Here is a 21,989-nt window from a genome sequence, read left to right as displayed (position 1 = left end):
CTCCGCGCGGATCTATGACAGTTGCGTGACAAATCCGCGGTCTGACGGTCACGGTTGGCCGCTCGACGGCCGGCCCGGTCATGATTCCGGGCATGACGGCCGTACTGGTGATCGAGGACGACGACCGCATCCGCCGGGCGCTGCTGCTCGCTCTCGAGGACGAGGGGTACGACGTCCTCGGCGCCGCCACCGCCGAGGAGGGCCTGCGCGTCCAGCGCCGTGAGCCCGCCGACTACGTGCTGGTGGACCTGATGCTGCCCGGCCTCGACGGCTTCGAGTGCATCCGGCAGGTGCGCCGCGACGACGACGTGCCGATCGTGGTGGTCAGTGCCCGCGACGACACCCACGACATCGTGGCCGCCCTGGAGGCGGGCGCGGACGACTACGTCGTCAAGCCGGTGGCGATCAAGGAGCTGACGGCCCGGCTGCGGGCGCTTCGCCGCCGGGCCCGTTCCGTCGCCGCTCCGGACGTCGTCGCCGTGTTCGCCTTCGGCGATCTGGAGATCAGCCCCGACGCGGGGGAGGTACGCCGGGTCGGCCAGCCGGTGCCGGTCACCCGTACCGAGTTCCGGCTGCTGTGCGAGCTGGCCGAACACGCCGGTCGGGTGCTGTCCCGCCAGCAGTTGCTGCAACGGGTCTGGGGCTACGACAGCGGCGACGAGCGCCTCGTCGACGTGCACGTCGGGCGGCTGCGGCAGAAGATCGAACCGGATCCGGCGAACCCGCGGCACCTGGTGACCCTGCGGGGCCTGGGCTACAAGTTGCAGCGATGAGACGCCTCGGACTGCGGACCCGGGTCACCGCCGCGTTCGCCGTCGGCGCGCTCCTGCTCGCGGCGTCGATGGCCCTGGTCTCCTACGAGCTGACCCGCCGGAGCCTGATCGACGAGCGGGAACGCACCGCGCTGCGCGCCGCCTACTTCGACGCCGCCGTCGTGCGGGCCGGGCTCGACACGGACACTCCCGACGTGGTGGAGGTGCTCCGTTCGCTGGACACCGGCGGCAGCCGGCGGCCGGTGCTGCACCTCAACGGCCAGTGGTACGCGCGCGCCGCCGACCCGGGCACCACCGCCGCGATACCCGCCGGCCTGCGCCGGGTCGTCACCGGCGGTGCTCCGGCGGTGCAGCGCGTCCGCATCGACGGCCACCCGGCCCTGGTGGTGGGGGTGCCGCTGTCCGCCTCGGCGACCTACTTCGAGGTCAACTCGCTGCGGGAGCTGGAGCAGACGTTCCAGGTCCTCGCGCTCGCGCTGACCACCGTCGCGATCATGGTCGCCGGGTCCGGGGCGGCGCTGGGCTGGTACGCCACCCGGCACGGGCTGCGCCCGCTGACGGCCGTCGCCGACGCCGCCGAGAAGATCGCCGCCGGTGACTTCACCGCCCGCCTCGACCCCGCCACCGACCCCGACCTGACCCGCCTCTCCTCGTCGTTCAACCAGATGGTCGACCAGTTGGCCCACCGCATCGAGCGGGACCGGCGCTTCGCCGCCGACGTCAGTCACGAACTGCGGTCGCCCCTGCAGACCCTCGCGGCGGCGGCCAGCGTCCTGGCCCGCCGGCGGGAGCACCAGGACGAGCGCACGGCCACGGCGGCGGGGCTGGTCGCCGACGAGATCGACCGGTTCCAACGGCTCGTCAACGATCTGATCGACCTGGCCCGCAGCGACCAGCCCGCGCACCGCGCCCCGGTCGACGTGGCGGCGGTGGCCCGGGACGCCTGCCAGGCCCACGACCTGCCGGTCAACCTCTTACGACTCGCGCCGGAGACGGTCGAGGTGTGGCACGTGGAGCGTCGCCGTATCGCGCAGATCCTCGCCAACCTGCTGGACAACGCCGTCAGCCACGGCGGTGGCGCCGTCGCCGTGCGTCTGGGCCGGGACGGCGACGCCGGGGTGATCGAGGTCGACGACGACGGCCCCGGCGTACCGGTCGAGGACCGCGAGGCGATCTTCGGGCGCTTCGTACGGGGACGTGCCGCCCACACGCGTGGCGCCGGTGACGGCACCGGCCTCGGTCTCGCGCTCGTCGCCCAACACGCGGCGGCGCACGGCGGGCGGGTCGGCGTCACCGACCGTCCCGGCGGAGGGGCTCGCTTCCGCGTCACGCTGCCGGGATGCCTGCCGTGAACGGCCGCCGGCTCGCCGCGTTCGCCCTGGTCGCGCTGCTGTCGGGCTGCGGCGTGCCCACCGAGGGCGCGCCACGGACGGTCGAGCCACCGTCGGGGCCGTTCCCCGCTGCGGTCCCCACCGACGCCACCGCCCCGGCGGGGCGGTTCGACGAGACGCTCTGCCTCGTGCGCGACAACCACATCGTCCCGGTCCTGCGACGGGTCGACCGCCCGTCCGGGGCCGACGAGCACCTGCGGCACCTGCTGGCCGGGCCCACCGCGGGCGAACGCGACGACGACCTGGCCAGCGCCCTGCCGGGTGCCGTCAACGCCGCCGGGGTGACCGTGACCGGTACGCAGGCCCACGTCGTCGTCGACGTGCCGGGCGCCGACGCCGGACGCAGTGACGAGGTCCTCGCCTTCGGGCAGATCGTCTGCACCCTGACCGGCCGCGACGACGTCACCACGGTGGTGTTCCTGCGCGACGGCCGGCCGCTCGGTGTGCCCCGGGCCGACGGTTTCCTGTCGACCAGGCCGCTCACCCGCGCCGACTACGCGCCGCTGATCAGCGCGTCCTAGCGGCGCAACTCGGCGAGCAGCTTCTCCACCCGGGTGCGGATCTCGTCGCGGATCGGGCGTACCGACTCCACGCCCCTACCGGCGGGGTCGTCGAGCTTCCAGTCCTCGTAGCGCTTGCCGGGGAAGATCGGGCATGCGTCGCCGCAGCCCATCGTCACGATGACGTCGGAGGACTCCGCGGTGGCGTACTCCAGGAGCCTCGGGGTCTGATCGGTGATGTCGATGCCGACCTCCCGCATGGCCTGCACGGCGGCGGGGTTGACGGTGTCGGCCGGCGCGGAGCCGGCCGAGCGGACCTCGACCGTGTCGCCGGCGAGGTGCCGCAGCCAGCCGGCGGCCATCTGGGAACGGCCGGCGTTGTGGACGCAGACGAACAGGACGCTGGGCTTGTCGCTCATGGTGGTGTCTCTCGATCAGGGGGTCGTGAAGAAACGGCGGCGCGCCCAGAGCGAGACGTAGACGAGTCCGACCAGGACGGGCACCTCGATCAGCGGGCCGACGACCCCGGCGAGGGCCTGACCGGAGGCGACGCCGAAGGTGCCGATCGCGACCGCGATGGCGAGTTCGAAGTTGTTGCCGGCCGCCGTGAAGGCCAGGGTGGTGGTGCGTTCGTAGCCGAGGCCGATGGCCCGGCCGAGGGCGTATGCGCCGGCAAAGAGCAGCGCGAAGTACACAAGCAGCGGTACGGCGATGCGGGCGACGTCCAGGGGCCGGCTGGTGACGGCGTCGCCCTGGAGGGCGAACAGGATCACGATGGTGAACAGCAGTCCGTACAGGGCGGCGGGGCCGATCCTGGGCAGGAAGCGCGTCTCGTACCAGGTGCGGCCCTTGGCCCGTTCGCCGAGGCGGCGGGTGAGGTAGCCGGCCAGCAGCGGGATGCCGAGGAAGATGAGCACGTTGCCGGCGATGTCGCCCGCCGAGATGGTCAGCTCGGCGCCGGGCAGCCCCAGCCAGCCGGGCAGGACGGACAGGTAGAACCAGCCGAGCAGGCCGAAGGCGAGGACCTGGAACACCGAGTTGAGCGCGACCAGGACGGCGGCGGCCTCCCGGTCGCCGCAGGCGAGGTCGTTCCAGATGATGACCATGGCGATGCAGCGGGCCAGACCGACGATGATCAGGCCGGTCCGGTACGCGGGCTGGTCGGCCAGGAAGATCCAGGCCAGGGCGAACATCACGGCGGGACCGACGAGCCAGTTGAGGACGAGCGAGGAGATCAACAGTCGTCGGTCGCCGGTGACGGTGTCGAGTCGGTCGTAGCGGACCTTCGCCAGCACCGGGTACATCATGATCAGCAGGCCGACCGCGATCGGCAGCGAGATGCCGCCGATCGTCACCGAGTCGAGCGCGCGGTCGAGGCCCGGAACGAGGCGACCGAGGAGCAGCCCGCCGACCATGGCCAGGCCGATCCAGACCGGCAGCAGCCGGTCGAGTCGGGAGAGGCGCCCGACCACCGTGCTGTCGGCGCTGGCCCTCCGGGGGACCGCCGCGGTGCTCACCGGCCCTCCGGGACCGTGAGCAGGGCGGCGAGCTGGCGCAGCATCGTCGGGCGGGCACGGTAGTAGACCCAGGTGCCCCGTCGCTCGGCGTCGACGAGCCCCGCCGCGCGCAGCGTCCGGAGGTGGTGCGAGATGGTCGGGCCGGTGAGGTCGAAGGCGGGGGTCAGGTCGCAGACGCAGATCTCCCCGCCCTCGGCGGAGGCGATCATCGACATCAGCTGAAGGCGGACCGGGTCCCCGAGTGCCTTGAACGCGGGGGAGAGCGCGGCGGCGGCCTCGGTCGGTAGGTGCCGTTCGGCCAGGGACGGGCAGCAGGACACGTCCGTGGCCGCTTGTTTCGACATGTGTCTAGGTTGACAGCTATCTAATCAGCGTGCAACTGTCTGATTCGACAGGCGTCGAGACAGCGCCCCGGAAACGCCCACCCGGAACGGAGCCCGCGATGGCCGACCTCACCGTACGTCCGATGGACGTCCGCGACGCCGACCGCGTCCTGGCGGTCTACCAGGCCGGCCTCGACGGTGGTGACGCCAGCTTCGAGGTCGTCGCGCCGACCTGGGCGGCGTTCGACGCCGGTCGCCTGCCCGCGCACCGATTCGTGGCCCTGGACGGCGACACCATCCTCGGCTGGGTCGCCGTCTCGCCGACGTCGACCCGGCAGGTCTACGCCGGAGTGGTCGAGCACTCCGTCTACGTCGACCCCGCAGCCCAGGGGCGCGGAGTCGGCCGGCTGTTGCTCGACACCCTGATCGCCTCGACCGAAGCCGCGGGCATCTGGACGATCCAGTCCGGGATCTTCCCGGAGAACGCCGCCAGCCTCGCCCTGCACCAACGGGCCGGGTTCCGCGTGATCGGCGTCCGCGAGCGGATCGGCCGCCACCACGACCGCTGGCGCGACGTCGTCCTGCTGGAGCGACGCAGTCCCACCATCACCTGACGAGGAGTCACCCGATGCACGCCCTGGACACCCTGCCCGTCGTCGTGATCGGCGCCGGCCCGACCGGTCTGGCCGCCGCCGCCCACCTGCACGAACGCGGTCTGCCCCTCGTCGTCCTGGAGGCCGGCGACACCCCCGGCGCCGCCGTACGGCAGTGGGGGCACGTGCGGGTCTTCTCGCCCTGGCGTCACAACGTCGACCCGGCCGCCCGCCGGCTCCTCGACGAGGCCGGTTGGGTCGCCCCCGACCCGCAGGCCCTGCCCACCGGCGCGGAGCTGGTCGGCGACTACCTCCAACCGCTCGCGGAGCTGCCCCAGCTCAAGCCGCACGTACGCTACGGCGCCCGGGTCGGGGCGATCAGCCGCCTCGGCCTGGACCGGCTGCGCAGCGCCGGACGCGACAGCACCCCGTTCCTGGTCCGCCTGACCGACGGCACCGAGCTGCTGGCCCGTGCCGTCATCGACGCCTCCGGCACCTGGGACACCCCCAACGTCCTCGGCGCGTCCGGCCTGCCCGCCCGGGGTGAGGCCGACGTCGCCGCGTACCTCGAACACGCGCTGCCGGACGTCCTCGGCGCCGGCCGGGACCGCTTCGCCGGCCGGCACACCCTCGTCGTCGGCGCCGGTCACTCCGCGGCGAACACCCTGCTGTCGCTGGCGCAGCTCGCCGCCGCCGAGCCCGGCACCGAGGTGACCTGGGCGATCCGCGCCACCTCGCCAGCGCGGACGTACGGCGGCGGTGACGCCGACGCCCTGCCGGCGCGCGGTGCCCTCGGGTCGCGGTTGCGCGAACATGTCGACGCCGGCCGGGTCCGCCTGCTCACCGGTTTCTCGGTGCACGCCCTCGCGCCGGTCGACGGCCGGGTGGCCGTGGTGGTGCGGCACGCCGACGGTGGTGAGGAGTCGGTCGTCGTGGACCGTGTCGTCGCCGCCACCGGCTTTCGTCCCGACCACTCCATCGCCTCCGAGCTGCGCCTGGACCTCGACCCGGTCATGGGCGCCACCCGCGCCCTCGCCCCGCTGATCGACCCGAACGAGCATTCCTGCGGCACGGTTCCTCCGCACGGCGTGGACGAACTCGCCCACCCGGAGCGGGACTACTACGCGGTCGGCATGAAGTCCTACGGCCGTGCGCCGACGTTCCTCATGGCCACCGGCTACGAGCAGGTCCGATCGGTCGTCGCGGCCCTCGCCGGGGACTGGACCGCCGCCCGCGACGTCCAACTCGACCTGCCCGAGACCGGCGTGTGCAACAGCAACGCCGCCGACGCGACGACCGGCGACGGCTGCTGCGGGCCGGCGGCGACGCCCGAGCCGGTCGGCCGTGGCCTGGCCACCGGTGTCTCCGGTGGGCTGCTCAGTCTCGTCGCCGTGAACGCCGAGGACCAGGCCGGCGGCTGCTGCGCCAGCTGACCTCCGCCCCGGGCGGCGCGGTCACCGTCGGCCGGCGCACGCCACGCAGGTCCGTGCCGACGGGCGGGCGGCGAGCCGTTCGGCGGGAATGGGCCGGGAACACCGTTCGCACACGCCGTAGCTGCCCGCGTCGACCCGGCTCAGCGCCACGTCCAACTCCGCAAGGCGGCGACGCGTCGCGTCGAGGACGGCGCTGAGCTGGGCCCGTTCGAACGCGATCGTGCTGCCCTCGGGATCGTGCTCGTCGTCGGCGTTGGACGACCGGGACGCCTCGAAGAGGCTCCGCAGGTCGCCCTCCAGCGCAGCGGCCTGGGCCGCCGTCTCGTCGCGCCGCCGGAGCAGACCCGCCCGGATCGCGCTGGATTCGCTGTCCATGGCGCTCCACGGTACGCCGGGCAGGCCGGCCCCCGCGTCAGCGTCGGACGCGGGAGTCCTCGCGGTGTGGTCGGCCGTGCCCGTCCTCACGGTCGATCCGCAGTTCCCGTTCCAACTCGGCGATGACCGCCCGCAGGTCGTCCAGCCGTTGGGTGAGCGCGATGCGGTCCACCTCGTCGGGGACGCCGTCGCCGTCCTCGTCGTAGCCGGGGGCCAGCCGTTCGGTCATCTCCAGCCGGCGTGCCTCCTCCATCGAGTTGACGATGACCGCGATGAGGATGTTGAGCAGCAGGTTGACCGTGATGATCACGTAGCTGACGTAGTAGAGCAGCGTCCACGGCGACATGGCCAGGCCCTGCTCGATGAGGTCGGGCAGGGTCTCCAGCGACAGCAGAACGAACAGCGTCAGCAGGGAACGGCCGATGTCGCCGTACTCGTCGGGATAGCGGTCGCCGAAGATCAGCCAGCCGGCCATCCCGTACACGTAGAGCGTCACCACGGCCAGGGCGAGGAATCCGGCGACGCCCGGCAGGCTGCGCCACAGGGCGGACACGATGGTCCGCAGGCCCGGCGAGAACCGCACCAGCCGCACCATCCGGGCGACCCGGACCACGCGCAGCAGCGCCGAGTCGCCGTGCAGGCCCGGAACGAAGATGGCCGCGATCACGAGGAAATCGAAGACGTTCCAGCCGTGCTTGAAGAAGTCCTGCGGACGGCGACCGTAGGCCGCCAGCCGGATGGCGATCTCCAGGACGAAGACCGCGCGGAAGAGCCATTCCAGCCCGTGCAGGGCCGCGTTCGCGGGGATCAGGCCGTCGTACGTCTCCAGGCCGAGAACGACGCCGTTGGCGAGGATGGCGACGACGATGACGATCTCGAAGGGGCGCGACCGGGCGAGCCGCGCGCAGGCGTCGGCCAGCGCGGGCCGGCGGTGCGGGGGCATGGCGAGCAGCCTATCCAAGATCAAGCTCGCCCGGCGACCGCGCGACCGATCAGGAACGGCCCGCCTGGTCCGGCGTCACGGGTGCGGCGAAGAAGTCGACCAGCGGATCGACGATCCTCGGATGTGCACGGTTGATGGCGTCGTGGCCGCTGCGGGGGATCGTCAGCGCCCGCGCGCGCGGCAGTGCGCGGGCCAACGCCTCGTTCGTGTCGACGTAGTAGGGCGGGCCGTCGGCGCCGCAGGCCAGCAGCACCTCCGCGGTCACCCCGGCCCACTGTGTGGCGGGGCCGTCGTGCGCCAGGATCAGGGCCGTCTCGTCCAACGTCATCGGCAGCAGATCGCCCATCATGCGGCCGATCGGGGTCCGCAGGAACGCACGGATGATCGCCACCCGGACGGCGAGCGGAAGCCTCGCCGCCGCCATCTGCGGGTTGATTCCGGCAGTCGTGATGGCGAGACCCCTGGCGATGTCGCCATCGCGTGCCGCCGCGTGGGCCCCTTCGAGCCACGCGAAGGGCATGCCGCCGTCGACGGAGATGGCGGCGTCGTAGAGGGCGAGTCGGTCGATCGGCAGGTGACGTGCGCCCTCGAGTGCGATGAACCCGCCGGCACTGTGGCCGATGACGTTGGTGGCTCCGGTGTGCTCCAGCACCGTGGCGAGGTCGTCGATCTCCTGCTCGACGGTGTAGGGCTCGGATCTGGGGGGCGCGTCGGCCCGTCCCCGCCGGTTGTACAGGTGCACGGTGAACTCGTCGGCGAGGGCGGCGGTCAGTCGGCGGTAGACGTCGATGGTGACGCCGCCGCCGTGTACGACGACGATCCCCGGGCCGTTGCCCGTGGAGTGCAACGCCACGGTCTGCCCGTCGCGTGCCCTGATCCGCTCCGTCATCGGTCCGCCCCTCCGTGTCAACCAAACTGCGAACGACGTTTGCAGTTTACAGTGGATCGGTGACCGACGCACCCAGGAAAACCGGCGATCCAGCCCCCGACGGTCGGCAGTCGATCTGGGCGCGTCCCGAGAGGGGCAGCCGTGGACCGGCGCCGGCCCACAGCCGGGACGCCATCGTCGTGGCGGCCATCGCCCTGGCCGACGCGGAAGGGCTCGCCGCGGTGTCGATGCGTGCCGTCGCCACCGCACTAGGCACCGGTGCGGGATCGCTCTACCGCTACCTGTCGTCCCGCGACGATCTGCTGGACCTGATGACCGACCGCGTCGTGGGGGAGATGCGACCGTACCCGCGGGATCGGGACGACTGGCTGGACACGATGATGCTGCTGGCCCGTCGGCAGTTGGCGCTGCACCGCGCCCACCCGTGGCTGCTGGACGTGATCCATCGCGGCTCCGGTGTCGGCCCTGAGGGCCTGGCCTGGTTCGACAACTGCATCCGGATCCTGGAGCCGGTGCCCTGTGCCGTCTCGGCCAAGTTCGAAGCCATCGCGATGATGACCGGCGTGGTGACCCTGTTCGCCCGTAGCGAGGCCGCCTCCGGGGCGGTCGGTTTCGCGGGCATCGACCTCGCGGCGTACCCGCATCTGGTCGCGGCGCTCCGCCAACCTCCCGCGCCGCCGCCCTCGGGCGACCTCTTCGAGCGGACGCTTCGCAGCGTGCTGAGCGGCCTGCTCACCGACCCGGCAGGCGAGGTGGCATGACGTGGGCCGGCGCCCGCTGACACCCACCGCCACCAACCTGCCCGGGTCTCGTGCGGCAATGCGCAGCCGTGGACCTGCTGGACGCCCGTGAGCGGCCTAACGCGTGCCAGCCCTGTCCCGTCGCACCACCGGTGCCGAGCGCCGGGTGCGCTGGATCAGCACGACGCACGCCAGCACCACCACGGCCGCCACGATCGAGGCCGGGGTGACGGTCTCGCCGAGCAGCAGCGCCGACCAGCCGAGGGTGAGCACCGGCTGCGCGAGCTGGACCTGACCGACCTGCGCGATGCCGCCCCGGGCCAGGCCGGCGTACCAGGCGAAGAAGCCCAGGAACATCGAGACGACGGTGAGGTAGCCGAACGCCGACCAGCCGAGGGCGTCGGCGCTTGGCCGGTCGGCGACCGCGGCGACGACCGTGACGGGCACGGTGACCGGCAACGACAGCAGCAGCGCCCAGCAGATCGTCCGGGCGCCGCCCAGCTCGCGGGCGAGCGCGCCGCCCTCGGCGTACCCGAGGCCGCAGAGCACGATCGCCGCGAGCAGGAACACGTCGGGCACGGTGATGGTGCCGCGTACCGCGCCGCTGGCGGCGAGGAAGGCCAGCACCGCGAGCAGGCCGCCGGCGCTCGCCACCCAGAACAGCGGCGGCGGGCGTTCACCCGCGCGCAGCACCGCGAACACGGCGGTCATCGCGGGCAGCGCGGCGATGACGACCGCGCCGTGCGCGGAGGTCTGGGTGAGCAGGGCCAGCGAGGTGAACAGCGGGAAGCCGACGACGACGCCCAGGGCGACGACCGAGAGCCGTCGCCACTGGCCGCGCGAGGGCCGGGGTGCGCCGGTGAGCCGCAGGTACGCCCAGGCCAGCAGTCCCGCGCCGACCGCCCGTCCGAACGCGACGAACCACGGATCGAGTTGCTGGACAGCCAGCCGGGTCGCGGGGAGCGAGAAGCTGAACGCGAGCACCCCCAGCGCGCCGAGGGCGAGGCCACCGGCCCGGATCGTTGTTACCGTGCTGGCAGCGGTAGCGCTACTATCGGCCTTCATGGAGAACGGTAACGCAGCGGACCGTGTTATCCAAGATCTCCGCGCGCTGGTCGCCGCCGCCGGTCCCGGCGCCCGGCTGCCGTCGGTCCGGGAGCTGACCGCCCGGCACCAGGCCTCACCGGTCACCGTCGCCGAGGCCGTCCGGCGGTTGGTGGCCGAGGGGCTGATCGAGGCGCGGCCCGGCCGGGGCACCTTCGTGGCCGCCGCGCCGGACGAGCGACGCGTACCCGACCTGTCCTGGCAGACCGTCGCCCTGGGCCCCCGCCCGTCCGGCGAGAGCGAGATGCAGGCGCTGCTGGCGCTGCCGCAGGCCGGCGCGATCGCGCTGTCCGGCGGCTACCTGGACGCGGACCTCCAGCCGGCCACCGCCCTGGGCGCCGCACTGGGCCGCGCCGCCCGCCAACCCGCGACCTGGCAGTGGGGCCCGGTCGAGGGGCGCGAGGACCTGCGCGCCTGGTTCGCCCGCGAGGCCGGGTCCGGGCTGCGGCCCGAGGACATGGTGATCTGCCCCGGCGGGCAGGCCGCGCTGTCCTGCGCGGTGCGGGCCCTCGCCGCTCCCGGTGACGCCCTGCTCGTCGAGTCCCCGACCTACCTGGGCGCGCTGGCCGTGGCCCGGGCCGCCGGGCTCCGGGTGGTGCCGGTGCCGGCGGACGCCGACGGGGTACGCCCCGACCACCTCGCCGCCGCGTTCGCCCGTACCGGCGCGCGGCTGTTCTACTGCCAGCCCCTGCACGCCAACCCGCACGGCGCGACGTTGGCCGCCCACCGCCGGGCGCAGGTCGCCGAGGCGGTACGCGACGCCGGGGCGTTCCTGATCGAGGACGACTACGCCCGCGACCTCACCATCGACGGTTCGGCCCCACCGCCGCTGGCCGCCGACGATCCCCACGGGCACGTCGTGTACCTGCGCTCGTTGACCAAGTCGACCGCGCCCGGGCTGCGTGTCGCGGCGATCGGGGCACGCGGACCGGTCGGCGCCCGGTTGCGCGCGGCACGGCTGCTCGACGACTTCTTCGTGGCCGGCCCACTCCAGCAGGCGGCGCTGGAGTTCCTCACCTCCCCGGCCTGGTCGCGGCACCGTCGGGCCCTCACCACGGCACTGCGGACACGCCGCGAGGCGTTGGTTGCCGCGCTGCGGCGACACCTGCCCGACCTCTGTCCACAGTCGATCCCGCGCGGCGGTCTGCACCTGTGGGTCCGCCTGCCCGACGGCGCCGACGACGTGGCGCTGGCCGCCGCCGCTGCCGCCGAGGGCGTCGTCGTCTTTCCTGGTCGCCCCTGGTACGCGGCCGAACCCCCGGCGCCGCACCTGCGCCTCACCTACGCCGCCGCCGCGCCCGACCTCATGGACGAGGCCGTCCGCCGCCTCGCCCGCGCTCTGCGCGCGGAACGGGTCTAGTTGGCGTCCTGGGCGCAGATCGTGGTCATCTCAGCGAGGTAGCTGGCGAGCGTGGGCAGGCCAGCCTCGGCGCGGCGTCGTTCGACATCCGCCTCGTCCCTGATCGGGGTGGCCGGGACGGGGCCGTCGGGTCCACAGCGGATCTGCGTCCCGTACACCTGGGGCTCGCCCTTGCCGGTGGCGACCCGGTCCTGGAGGTAGGCGAGGTTGCCCGGCGAGGCCTGGCGGGCGGCGACGGCCGCGCGCAGCAGGCCCAGCGCCTCCTGCTGGAAGTCGGGATCCAGGTCGGAGTGCTGGGCGATGGCCCAGGCGGCGTTGCCGCCGTCCTCGCCGACCAGGTCGAAGGTGGGCCAGCCGTGGGCCCGGACGATGTCCTTCAGCCGGGCGGTGCGGGCCTGGTCGGACTCGGTCTGCGGGCTGCCCTCGCGGTCGGCCTGGTCGCGGGCAAGCATCGCGATCAACTCGTCGTGCAGGGCCTTGTCGTAGGCGGCGGGGGAGGTGGACACACTCGATCGGACCGTGGGTGTCGTCGGTGCGCCGCTGGCAGTGGGCGTGCCGGCGGGCTCGGACGCGGTGTCGCACGCGGCGAGGATCAGCAGGCTCACCAGGGCCGACGTGACCCGCGTGGAGAGCTTCACCCGGCCGATTGTCGTCGCTGCGGGGGCCGCGTCACAAGGCTCGTCGCCTCAGGCGTGCAGTGTCTCGCGGGGCGGTACGCCGTAGCTGGCGTGGTAGCGCGCGGTGAACCTGCTGTGGCTGGCGAAGCCCCACCGACTGGCGATGGCCGACACGGTCTCCTGCCGAGGGTCGGCCCGGATGAGGTCGTGGTGGGCGCGGTCGAGGCGGATCCGACGCAGGTACGCCATCGGGGTGGTGCCGAGGTGGCGGCGGAAGGCGAGTTGCACCGCACGCAGGGAGACGGTGGCGGCGCGGGCGATGTCGGCGGCGCTGATGTCCCGGTCGGCGTTCTCCTCGATGAAGGTGATGGCGCGGCGCAGGGTGGCGGGGCTGGCGTCGCGGCGGTCCGCGCTCGTCTCGTCGGTGAACGCCGTGTTCGGGAAGATCGCCAGCGCCGCGGCGGCGAGCATCCGCGCGGCGTTGCCGACCACCAGGGGTTGGGTCCGGGTGCTCGGGTTGCTCAGCACGACGTCACTGATGTAGCTGGTGGTCTTTCGCCACTGCCCGGCGAGCCGGGCGTCGGTGGCGCCCAGGTCGGTGAACCGGATCCGACCGGGCCGACGGGCCGGCGCGGCGGTCGCCACCTGCGTCAGCACCGTGAGGTCCAGGACGCAGAATTCCACCAGGCCCGGTGCCCAGCGCAGGTTGAACGGTCGGCCCGGCCTCGTGGTGAGGTAGACGTCGCCGGGACCGAACCGGTGCGTCGACCCCTCGCAGGTGCGCTTGACATGCGCGGTGCGGCTGCGGCTGACGACCAGCCCGTCCATCTCGCCCACCTCGATGTCGAGATGCGCGGTCTGGCCGGTGGCGGTGAGGGCGAACGGCCCGGCGTCGATGCGCTGGTGGACGAAGTGGTACCCCGTCTCCTCGGCGCGGATGCGCAGATCCGTCCCGTACGTGCGGGCCAGGAAGCGATGGATGGCCGCCGGGTCTCGGCTGTCGAATTCTCGGCTCTGCACTGATGGCGTCATCCGCTGTCTCCGTCCGGTGAGGATCCCGCCGGATGGTGGGTCAGACCCGGCGGTGTTGTCGGGACGTGTCGGGGCGCACGGGACGGTGGTGCGCAGCCCTGGTGCTGACCGGCGGCGGCGGCGGTCGAGAGCTGTCGGATCGGATGTGAACTTTAAGGAATCCCAGACGTTCGTATATCCGTCGATGGGAATTTCACCCTACGGCAACCGGCGGCACCGCGGCTGCGTCTTCGCACCGCTCGTGAGTCCGGCGCTGCCGGCGTTGGGGGCGTACCCGCTTCCCTCGACACGAGGTGGTGCGGTGATGGCGGACCCGGAGCGGGTCGAGGATCGCGGCTCGGCTGGGGCCACCGGTGACGGGCAGGTCACCAGCCGGTGCGGGCAGCGTGGACAGTCAGCAACCCGCGCACGCCGTCCGCTTCGGGGATGCGGGAGCGGACGGGCCGGGATCGACGGCCGACACCGGCACTGCGCTCAGGCCTCGTGACTACAGGCCGAGGGATGCGCGGACGGCGTCGACGTCGTCCTCCAGTTCCTGCTGGCATTCGGGACCGCGATCGACGCAGTCCAGGTCGACACCGCATTCGCGCTGTCGTTCCCGCATCGTCGGGGCGGGTATGTCGATCGGGAACGCCAGGGGATCGAGCTCGGGGGCTCGCTGCCGTAGCACCTCGAAGGGCTGGGCGGTTTCGCTGGGCTCGCCGACCCTGAGCCGCTTGTCCAGCTCGCGGTGGTAGACGACGCCGCTGGCGATGCCCTTGGTCCACTCGGTGACCAGGGCGGCGAGGCTGGGAGCGGCACGGACCGGGTCGTACAGGTCCGGGCTGATCAGGTAACGCCAGATCTCGCCCTCGTGATCGCCTTCGACCACAAACGTGAACACAAGGCGGGCGAAGCGGAACAGCGGGATCTGGTGCCGCCAGTGGAACGGCGTGCCCACCGCGAAGGAGAGCAGGTCGAGCGATTCGCCCGCAGTGACGTCGGTCGGCCACCGGAGGAGCCAGCCGGCTTCGGGGCCGGGCTGTTGGGGATCCCACCCCTCAGATGCCAGCCAGGTCAGCTGTTCGGGGACGTGGTCGACGTCGAACAGGCGGTGGACCAGATCCAGGTCGGGAGCCTGCGCGCCCTGCGTGGCGGTCCGCTCCGGCCAGACCAGACCGGCGGCCGTGACCGCCGTCCGGTACGCCAGGGCGGCATCACGCAGGACGCGCATCTCATCGAGCATCAGTGGTTTCCCAACGTCGTCACGTGGGTGGCAGGCACAGGCTGGTGCCGCCCTGATTCACCTCGAAGCCGAAGCTTGGTCCTTCCGCCTCGACCCATGATTTCACCGGGAGCACGACGAAGCGCTTGCCGCTTGTGTTGTCCAGGCACTGATCATAGAACCTGGCGAGGTCGCTTCCCTGCGCAGGCCCTTCGGCACCCGGCACCAGTTTCACGCTCGCCACCAGCGACTCGTCGGGAAGTGTGAGGTTGACCGCCTGGTTCGTGCTGAAGAACGGGAACTCGTCGCACGTCAACCCGTCGCCCACCACGCCCGTGTCACAGGCGTTCGGCCTGAAGCGTGCCAGGTCGTACCAGGTGTGCGGGAAGCCCTTGCCCGTGGCGGCCGCGCCGTTCTTGCTGTAGGCGGGGTAGAACCACGCGGAGCGCGTCGAGGGGTTCGGGATTCCGTTGCCCAGGGCGTCCGCGATGTGCGTACCGGTCTCCTTCATGCCACGGCCCTTGTAGTTCTTGCCGCCGGGCACGTACACGACCAGGTTCTCGGGGCACACGTTCCCGACGTTGGGCGGCCTCCCGGCCACGGCGCCGCAGGCCAGGTCGATGGCCGTCTTGAGGTCATGGTCGTTCTTGTTGTCCCAGGCGAACGGGAGGTTCTTCTGACCGGCCAACAGCTTCGTGGTCTTGATCACCTGGGCGTACGTCTTGAGGCTGTTGATCCACCGGCCCTTGCTGAGGCCCCAGTTGTCGAAGGTGTCGAAGTCGGTGTCGGGGTGGATCGGGTACTCGATCAGACCCGCGATGCCGATCGGGCTGGGAAAGAGAATCTCGTAGAGGGCGAGCAGGGTGATGCCGAGCAGGAGACCCCCGCCGATCACGAGAAGCCAGGAGATGCCGGCCGCGGCCGATGCTGACGCCGCGGACATCGCCGCCACCTCCACCGCCCCCTCGATGACCACCGTGCAGAGAAGGTCCTCGTGACACCAGGTGACCGTCTCCACCAGCAGATCCGTGGGATCGACCGCGAGAGGCGTCGTCGACGCGCCGATGCCGTCCATCGACGAGATGACCGGTCCGTGGCCCGCGGGGGCCACCGAGAACACCAGTCTGGTCACGTCGTCGGAGCAGTCGACCTTCTTGTCTCCTGAGACCGGCAGGTATTTGTCGATGCAGCTGTGGTCCGGCACGAGATAGCAACCGGTGAACAGTTCGGTGCTGCCGGCCGGTATCGGCACCCGACCTCGCTGGCTCGGCGAGACGTAGACGCTGCCGCCTCTTGCGGCGCACTGCGAGCTCTCACTGCCGATCAGCGCAACGGTCGCCTCCGGGACCAGCGGCGGGTTGGTCAGGGTCGTGAACGTGCCTGACAGCTCCCGCGACAACGTCCCGTCGGCGCCGAACGCCTCTATCCGAAGCGCGTACGGGTCGCCCTCGGCGAGGTCGTTGATCTCGTACTTGACCACGCTCTGCGCGGTGCACGGACTGGCCGGGTTGCCGTTGGCATCCTGGCAGTACCGGGCCAGGGGGAACTCGGCCCAGGGCGCGGAGTCGAGGAACGCCTTGTACGTCACGTCCGTGGCAGGGTCGGGATGCCAGCTGACGGTGGCGTAGCCGTCCTGCGCGTCGATAGACAGGCCGGTGGCCGTGTCCGGTGGCGGCGGAGGCGCGAGGGTCGTGAACGACACCGTGGCGGGCGTCGTCGACCTGTTCCCGGCCAGGTCGATGGCCACCACGGAGACGCTGTGGTCGGTGGACGGCGACAGGCCGGTGATGGAGTACGAGCGGGCGCCGACCAGGGTCCGGACGGGACTCCCGCCGTCGACAGTGACCTCGTACCCGGCGAGACCGTAGTTGTCGGTGGCCGCGCCCCAGGTCACCTTGGCCGAGTTCGACGTGCGGGCCGTGACCGCCAGGCCGGGCACCGCGCTCGGCGGGATCAGGTCGACCACGGTGACCGTACGCAGAATCTTCGCGTACCGGCGCGGCTCCCGCTCGGCCCGGACGCACACCTGGCTCGAGCCCAGGTGCGGCGGGCGCACGGTCGTGGTCCACGACGCCGCCCAGTTGGTCACGCCCTCCGGCGGCGGACCGAAGGTGAACTGCGCGGTCGTCAGGGACTCGATTGAGACATCCACCATGGACGCCTCCTTGTGCAGCGCGCCGCTGAGCGCTATTTTCCCGTTCTCGTCCACGGGCAGCCGCGTGCCGTTCGGTGGCCCGTCGAGCCGGATGGAGGCGTGGTTGACGTCCTCCGGCGCGAGCACGCATGGATTGTCCGACGGTAGTTCGGCCTTCGCGTCCGGCGGCCTCACCGCCACGGCGCCGGCCAGTACGACGGAGATGACGACGCTGTTAACCAGCCAGGTCCGGCCCTGCCTTCGTTGCCGCATGTGCCTTGCCCCCGATCGACACGCTTGCATGTTTGGATTTTGAGGCTAGTTGTAGCAGCGCGATTACGATCCGGGCTAGGCCGCAGACCTGACAGTTGAGTGACAGTTCAGGGGCAGGGGCAGGGGCAGGGGCAGGGGATCGGACCGGGCGTGGCGCAGCGGATACGTTGCCGGTGGACGCGGGCGGAAGGGCTTGGACTTGGCGCGGCGTGGCCCGTTGACGGACCCACTTCGCTTTCCGGCTATCGTGCCGCGCGATCCTGCGCCTGCTGCCCTAGTCGCCCCGCCCCCCGCAGCGACATCTTGTGCATGACCTACCGGACGCGCCGGAGTCCGGGAACGCTGCCGGGAATCCGGCCAACGGATGGGGGTAGACGTTGGACATTCATGATCCAGACCGTGTCGTCCGACTTGCGGTTGCCGAGGCGCTGGCGCGGGTGGTGAACGAGGACAGCCTGGGACTGGGCGAGGGCGACGCGATGGCGAACCTGGGGGCCGGGCTGCGTGAGGTGCTTCGCCGCGCCCTGGACGACCGGGTGCCACTGACCACCCCAGAGTTCGTGGACCTCTGCCGCGACCTGCGGCTCAACCGTGACTCCCTCGACCTGCTGGGGCACTACCTGCTCACCGCGTTGCTGGCCCACCAGGTGGGACCGGACGCTCTGATCCGCGTCGGAGTCCTGCTGGGCACCGTCCGGCGTTACCTGCCCGCCCCCCGGCCGTCCGCGCGCCGCAACGCCGGCCCCGAGCCTCGGCGACGGGACGTGCGCGTGGACAACAGCGTCGTGGGTCGCTACCGGCGTAAGAGGCTGCCCGAGCACCTGCCCAACCCTCCGACGTGGACCTGCACGGGATGCGGTCGGGAGTGGCCGTGCGCGACAAAGCAGAGCCAGTTGCTCGCCGAGTTCGGCGGGGCGCGCGCGTCCCTCGCCGTCTACCTCGGCTCCTGCCTCGTCGCCGCCACCCAGGATCTGCCGTCGCTGCCGCTGCCCCGAGCGCGGCACCGATTCCTGGGCTGGCTGCCCCGCGCCCGGATCTGACCGCGACGCGCCGCGGTGGGCACTAGGCAGGAGAGACATCGATGCGGTGGAATGTCATACACGCGTCGTTCCCCGGGAGGACATCGATGTCGACCGCACGTACCCGCGCCCGGATCGCCACCATCCTGGCCGGCCTGCTGGTCGCGGCCCTGTACGCCGCTCCCACCGCCGCTCCCGCGACCGCCGACCCGACCACCCGGCACCGACCGTCCCCGCCGCACGTGGTCGGCACCGCGACGGTCCCCGTCTACTCCTACGCCGACGCCGTCCGGGAGAGCGTCTGGGTCGAGACCCGGGCCGACAGCGACGGCGACGGCGTACGGGACCGGGTGGCCGTGGACGTCGTCCGACCCCGCGAGGCAGCCGCCGCCGGGGTCCGCGTGCCGGTCATCATGGACGCGTCGCCCTACTACCTCTGCTGCGGCCGGGGCAACGAGAGCGAACGCAAGACGTACGACGCGGCCGGCGTGATCGCCAAGGCGCCGCTGTTCTACGACAACTACTTCGTCCCGCGCGGGTACGCGTTCGTCGCCGTCGACCTCGCCGGCACCGCCCGCTCCACCGGCTGCCAGGACGTCGGCGGCCCGGCCGAGGTGGGCAGCGCTACGGCTGTGGTGGACTGGCTCAACGGGCGGGCCCGCGCGTACGACGCCGACGGGCGGCCGGTCGGCGCCGGCTGGAGCACCGGGCGGGTCGGCATGATCGGCAAGTCGTGGGACGGCTCGGTCGCCAACGGGGCCGCCGCCACCGGCGTGCCGGGGCTGGCCACGATCGTGCCCATCTCGGCGATCTCCAGCTGGTACGACTACATGCGCTACAACGGGGTCCTGCGCGCCGCCGACTACCCCGGCTACCTGCACTCGTACGTCAACGGGCGCGGCGAAGAGGCGTGCGCCGACGTCCTGGCCCGACTGCGTAGCGACAGCGCGGAGGAGACCGGCGACCGCAACGCGTTCTGGGCGCAACGCGACTACCGGCCCTCGGCCGGGCGGGTCCGGGCCAGCGTGTTCGTGGCGCACGGTGTCAACGACCTGAACGTCACGACGACCCAGTTCGCCCGCTGGTGGCAGGAACTCGCCGAGCAGGGTGTGCCCCGCAAGCTCTGGCTCTACCAGGCCGGCCACGAGGACCCGTTCGACGTCCGGCGCGGCGCGTGGGTGGACACCCTGCACCGCTGGTTCGACTACTGGTTGCAGGGGCTGCGCAACGGCGTGATGGACGAGCCCCGGGTCGACCTGGAGACCGCCCCGGGCACCTGGACGACCCAGCGGGACTGGCCCGCCCCCGGCACCCGGGACGTGCGGGTCGCCCTCGGCGCCGGCGACGGCGTGACCGGGACGCTCGGCGGGCGCGGCGCACGGCCGGGCCGGGAACGGGAGTACGTCGACGAGTCGCTGTCCGAGGACGCCCTGGTGACCGAGCCGAACACGGCAGCCTCCGGCCGGCTGGTGTTCCTCTCCGGCGCGCTCACCGCGCCCCTGCGGATCTCCGGCAGCCCGTCGGTGCGGCTGCGGATCCGGGTGGACCGCCCGACCACCGAGCTGACCGCCCGGCTCGTCGACTACGGCACCGCCGAGCGGATCCGCTACGACAGTTCCGAGGGTGTGCGGACGCTGGCCACCGAGTCCTGCTGGGGAGCGTCGACGGCCGTCGACGACGCCTGCTACCGGGACACCGAGGAGATCACCGCGGTCACCGACCACGCCGTGCTGACCCGGGGATGGCTCGACGCCGCGCACCACCGCTCGCTGCGGTTCCGCACCCCGCTGCGGCCGGACCGGTGGTACACGGTGACGGTGCCGTTGAACGCGTACGACGCGGTGGTGCCGGCCGGGCACGTGCTCGGCTTGGTGCTCGGGCAGAGCGACCCGGACTTCACCGAGACCGACGACCGGGACGCCACCGTCCGGGTCGACCTGGGCCGCAGCGAACTGGTCCTTCCGGTCACCGGCCGGGCCGTGCTGCCCGGCGTCACCGTCGCGCCGTCGGTGGTCACCGCGCCGGCCGGGCCGTCGTCGGCGCGGACGGCACCGGACACCCGGCAGGTGCCCTGAATCAGTTCATCGTGACCCCGTGCCACGTACAACGCCCGTTCACCGCGTTCTCCGAGGCTTCTTGATCGAAAGAGCATCCGCTTGATCGAGGAGAGGCTCTCACGTGAGAGACAAGCAATCCGAACAGGCCGAAAACGCACAGCTGTCGCGGCGCAAGCTGGTCAAGTACGCGGGCGTCGGCGCCACGCTCGCCGCGGCCAGCCCTCTGGTGGGCTCCGGCGCGGCGTGGGCGGACGAGGAGCGCCGGCCCGGCGACGACCGGGGCGACCGGGGCGGCACGAAGAACCGGGCGTGGCGTGCGGGCGACCACCACGTCCACTCCGAGTACAGCGGCGAGTTCGACACGACGAAGAGCCCGATCGTCTTCCACAAGGGGGCCGACGCCGTCTACCCGATCGTCACCAACGCCATCATGGCCAAGAACTTCGGCCTGACCTGGGCGATGTGCACCGACCACGGTGGGCCGACGCACTCCAAGGTGAACATCGAGCAGGCATACCCCGACCTGCTGCGCTCACGCAAGCTGGTCCCCGAGGTGCTCCAGTTCTGGGGCATGGAGTTCGACGCGCCGTCGCTCGACCACCACACGCTGATGATCCCGCGTCACGACGACGAGGCGAAGCAGCTCTTCGAGTTGGAGAGCCGGTTCGCCAAGTACGACGCGTTCCCCACCGACCCGGCCCGCGACACCGAGGCGAGGATGGTGGAGTTCCTCAAGGTCGCCCGGGGCATGCCGCACAAGCCGCTGGTGATCGCTCACCACGCGTCCCGCTCCGCGCCCGGCCTGGGCGTCTACGGCCAGGACACGCCTCGCGAGTTCCGCAACGGCAACAACGCCGCGCCGGACGTCTACATCGGCTTCGAGGGGGCGCCCGGGCACCAGGCGGGTCCGCTCAACGGCGGCAGGCGCGGCGGGTACGGCAACCACCCCACCTACGGTGGCTTCGACCAGATGACCGCGCGGGTCGGCGGGCTGTGGGACTCGCTGCTGGGCGAGGGCCGGCGCTGGTGGATCACCGCGACCTCCGACTCGCACGTGCACTGGACGCGCGGCGGTTCGGACTTCTGGCCGGGGGAGTACAGCAAGACCTACGTGCACGCCCGCCAGGACTACGGCGACATCATGGACGGCCTGCGCAACGGCCGGATCTGGGTGACCACCGGTGACCTGGTCCGCGGCCTCGACGTGACCGCCAGGTCGCAGGGGAGGACGGCCGAGGTGGGCGAGACGATCACCCTGAGCCGCCGCAGCCGGACCGACGTGGAGATCGAGATCCGGTTCCGTCCGCTGGGCGGCGTGAACGCCAACGGGGACCGCCCCGAGGTCCGCCGGGTCGACCTGATCGTCGGTCAGATCACCGGCCCGAGCGCCAACCTGGACGCCGACACCAACCCCACCACGAGCGTGGTGGCCCGGTTCGGCCCGCGCGACTGGCGTCGACAGGGCGACGAGTACGTCATCCGGCACACCCTGCGCGGCGTCGAGGCCGACACGTACGCGCGGGTGCGCGGCACCAGCACGGACGAGGCCGAGCCGCTCGCCGACGGGCTGGAGAGCCCGTGGGACGACCTGTGGTTCTACTCGAACCCGGTGTTCGTGCACGTGCGCTGACCGGGCGGGCACAGCGGGTCCGCCGGGGCCTCTCGACGTACCAGGTCGGGCGGCGCCGGCGGGCCCGTACCGTGTCCGCCTC

Annotated in this window: 21 protein-coding genes; 10 read left to right on the top strand and 11 right to left on the bottom strand. The window is 72.2% G+C overall.

The window, feature by feature from the left end; genetic code table 11:
* Positions 1–92: 92 nt before the first annotated feature.
* The 3 genes from ABZS77_RS08150 to ABZS77_RS08140 are packed head-to-tail and all read left to right on the top strand — an operon-like array spanning position 93 to position 2,685.
* Entirely contained in the window at positions 93–773 is a 681-nt protein-coding gene (locus ABZS77_RS08150; RefSeq protein ID WP_354819071.1) for a response regulator transcription factor, read from the top strand.
* Entirely contained in the window at positions 770–2,125 is a 1,356-nt protein-coding gene (locus tag ABZS77_RS08145) for a HAMP domain-containing sensor histidine kinase (protein WP_354819068.1), read from the top strand. Before ABZS77_RS08150 ends, ABZS77_RS08145 begins: the two co-directional genes overlap by 4 nt.
* Positions 2,113–2,685 carry a GerMN domain-containing protein gene (locus ABZS77_RS08140; RefSeq protein ID WP_354819065.1) on the top strand — a complete coding sequence of 191 codons (573 nt, stop codon included), beginning with the start codon at positions 2,113–2,115 and terminating at the stop codon, positions 2,683–2,685. Before ABZS77_RS08145 ends, ABZS77_RS08140 begins: the two co-directional genes overlap by 13 nt.
* On the opposite strand, the gene ABZS77_RS08135 is transcribed toward ABZS77_RS08140, so the two are convergent.
* From ABZS77_RS08135 to ABZS77_RS08125, 3 genes are read right to left on the bottom strand one after another with little or no spacing between them, the layout of a single operon-like run.
* The gene (locus tag ABZS77_RS08135) at positions 2,682–3,083 is read right to left on the bottom strand and encodes an arsenate reductase ArsC (protein WP_354819062.1); all 402 of its coding nucleotides are present in this window, start codon (positions 3,081–3,083) and stop codon (positions 2,682–2,684) included. The genes ABZS77_RS08140 and ABZS77_RS08135 overlap by 4 nt on opposite strands.
* Positions 3,084–3,098: 15 nt before the next feature.
* A complete protein-coding gene (arsB, locus tag ABZS77_RS08130) occupies positions 3,099–4,181 on the bottom strand; it encodes an ACR3 family arsenite efflux transporter (RefSeq protein WP_354819059.1) in 1,083 nt (360 codons plus the stop codon).
* Positions 4,178–4,525, bottom strand: a complete 348-nt coding sequence (locus ABZS77_RS08125; protein WP_354819056.1) for a metalloregulator ArsR/SmtB family transcription factor — start codon at positions 4,523–4,525, stop codon at positions 4,178–4,180. The genes arsB and ABZS77_RS08125 overlap by 4 nt, the downstream gene beginning before the upstream one ends.
* Before the next feature lie 98 nt (positions 4,526–4,623).
* Between ABZS77_RS08125 and ABZS77_RS08120 the strand changes: the two genes are divergently transcribed.
* Both ABZS77_RS08120 and ABZS77_RS08115 read left to right on the top strand, forming a co-directional pair.
* Positions 4,624–5,118: an N-acetyltransferase family protein gene (locus tag ABZS77_RS08120; protein WP_354819053.1), complete on the top strand. Its 495-nt coding sequence runs from the start codon at positions 4,624–4,626 to the stop codon at positions 5,116–5,118.
* Between the two features lie 14 nt (positions 5,119–5,132).
* Positions 5,133–6,530: an FAD-dependent oxidoreductase gene (locus ABZS77_RS08115; RefSeq protein ID WP_354819050.1), complete on the top strand. Its 1,398-nt coding sequence runs from the start codon at positions 5,133–5,135 to the stop codon at positions 6,528–6,530.
* 21 nt (positions 6,531–6,551) lie between these two features.
* Here ABZS77_RS08115 and ABZS77_RS08110 read toward each other — a convergent pair whose 3' ends face one another.
* Genes ABZS77_RS08110 through ABZS77_RS08100 form a run of 3 tightly spaced genes read right to left on the bottom strand, consistent with a single transcriptional unit; the run spans position 6,552 to position 8,737 of the window.
* The gene (locus ABZS77_RS08110) at positions 6,552–6,905 is read right to left on the bottom strand and encodes a TraR/DksA C4-type zinc finger protein (protein WP_354819047.1); all 354 of its coding nucleotides are present in this window, start codon (positions 6,903–6,905) and stop codon (positions 6,552–6,554) included.
* Between the two features lie 37 nt (positions 6,906–6,942).
* A complete protein-coding gene (locus ABZS77_RS08105) occupies positions 6,943–7,848 on the bottom strand; it encodes an ion transporter (RefSeq protein WP_354819044.1) in 906 nt (301 codons plus the stop codon).
* Between the two features lie 49 nt (positions 7,849–7,897).
* Positions 7,898–8,737, bottom strand: a complete 840-nt coding sequence (locus ABZS77_RS08100) for an alpha/beta fold hydrolase (protein WP_354819041.1) — start codon at positions 8,735–8,737, stop codon at positions 7,898–7,900.
* A 59-nt stretch (positions 8,738–8,796) separates the two neighbouring features.
* Here ABZS77_RS08100 and ABZS77_RS08095 point away from each other — a divergent pair, with 59 nt between their 5' ends.
* Complete coding sequence (locus ABZS77_RS08095; RefSeq protein WP_354819038.1) at positions 8,797–9,498, top strand: TetR/AcrR family transcriptional regulator; 702 nt, start codon at positions 8,797–8,799, stop codon at positions 9,496–9,498.
* Between the two features lie 96 nt (positions 9,499–9,594).
* Here the strand turns inward: ABZS77_RS08095 and ABZS77_RS08090 are convergent, their stop codons facing one another.
* Positions 9,595–10,542 (bottom strand): DMT family transporter, encoded by a 948-nt coding sequence (locus ABZS77_RS08090; protein WP_354819035.1) that lies wholly within the window; start codon positions 10,540–10,542, stop codon positions 9,595–9,597.
* Here ABZS77_RS08090 and ABZS77_RS08085 point away from each other — a divergent pair.
* Positions 10,541–11,941, top strand: a complete 1,401-nt coding sequence (locus tag ABZS77_RS08085; RefSeq protein WP_354819032.1) for a PLP-dependent aminotransferase family protein — start codon at positions 10,541–10,543, stop codon at positions 11,939–11,941. The two genes, ABZS77_RS08090 and ABZS77_RS08085, sit on opposite strands and share 2 nt — an antisense overlap.
* On the opposite strand, the gene ABZS77_RS08080 is transcribed toward ABZS77_RS08085, so the two are convergent.
* From ABZS77_RS08080 to ABZS77_RS08065, 4 genes are all read right to left on the bottom strand, one after another.
* Positions 11,938–12,579 (bottom strand): DUF6624 domain-containing protein, encoded by a 642-nt coding sequence (locus ABZS77_RS08080; RefSeq protein WP_354819029.1) that lies wholly within the window; start codon positions 12,577–12,579, stop codon positions 11,938–11,940. The genes ABZS77_RS08085 and ABZS77_RS08080 overlap by 4 nt on opposite strands.
* 48 nt (positions 12,580–12,627) lie before the next feature.
* Entirely contained in the window at positions 12,628–13,590 is a 963-nt protein-coding gene (locus tag ABZS77_RS08075; RefSeq protein ID WP_354819026.1) for a helix-turn-helix transcriptional regulator, read from the bottom strand.
* Positions 13,591–14,077: 487 nt separating this feature from the next.
* A complete protein-coding gene (locus ABZS77_RS08070) occupies positions 14,078–14,803 on the bottom strand; it encodes a hypothetical protein (protein WP_354819023.1) in 726 nt (241 codons plus the stop codon).
* A gap of 31 nt (positions 14,804–14,834) precedes the next feature.
* The gene (locus ABZS77_RS08065) at positions 14,835–17,075 is read right to left on the bottom strand and encodes a fibronectin type III domain-containing protein (RefSeq protein ID WP_354819020.1); all 2,241 of its coding nucleotides are present in this window, start codon (positions 17,073–17,075) and stop codon (positions 14,835–14,837) included.
* A 563-nt stretch (positions 17,076–17,638) separates the two neighbouring features.
* Here ABZS77_RS08065 and ABZS77_RS08060 point away from each other — a divergent pair.
* The 3 genes from ABZS77_RS08060 to ABZS77_RS08050 all read left to right on the top strand — a co-directional run bounded on the left by ABZS77_RS08060 (position 17,639) and on the right by ABZS77_RS08050 (position 21,907).
* The gene (locus ABZS77_RS08060; protein WP_354819017.1) at positions 17,639–18,241 is read left to right on the top strand and encodes a hypothetical protein; all 603 of its coding nucleotides are present in this window, start codon (positions 17,639–17,641) and stop codon (positions 18,239–18,241) included.
* 86 nt (positions 18,242–18,327) lie between these two features.
* The gene (locus ABZS77_RS08055) at positions 18,328–20,295 is read left to right on the top strand and encodes a Xaa-Pro dipeptidyl-peptidase (RefSeq protein ID WP_354819014.1); all 1,968 of its coding nucleotides are present in this window, start codon (positions 18,328–18,330) and stop codon (positions 20,293–20,295) included.
* Positions 20,296–20,398: 103 nt separating this feature from the next.
* Complete coding sequence (locus ABZS77_RS08050) at positions 20,399–21,907, top strand: phosphoesterase (protein ID WP_354819011.1); 1,509 nt, start codon at positions 20,399–20,401, stop codon at positions 21,905–21,907.
* The last annotated feature ends 82 nt before the right edge of the window (positions 21,908–21,989 follow it).

Origin of the sequence: Micromonospora sp. NPDC005298 (genome assembly GCF_040607375.1) — a bacterium.
GTDB lineage: Bacteria > Actinomycetota > Actinomycetes > Mycobacteriales > Micromonosporaceae > Micromonospora.
The sequence above is the reverse complement of the archived record's forward strand: the minus strand, read 5'-3'. Positions and strand labels throughout refer to the sequence as shown.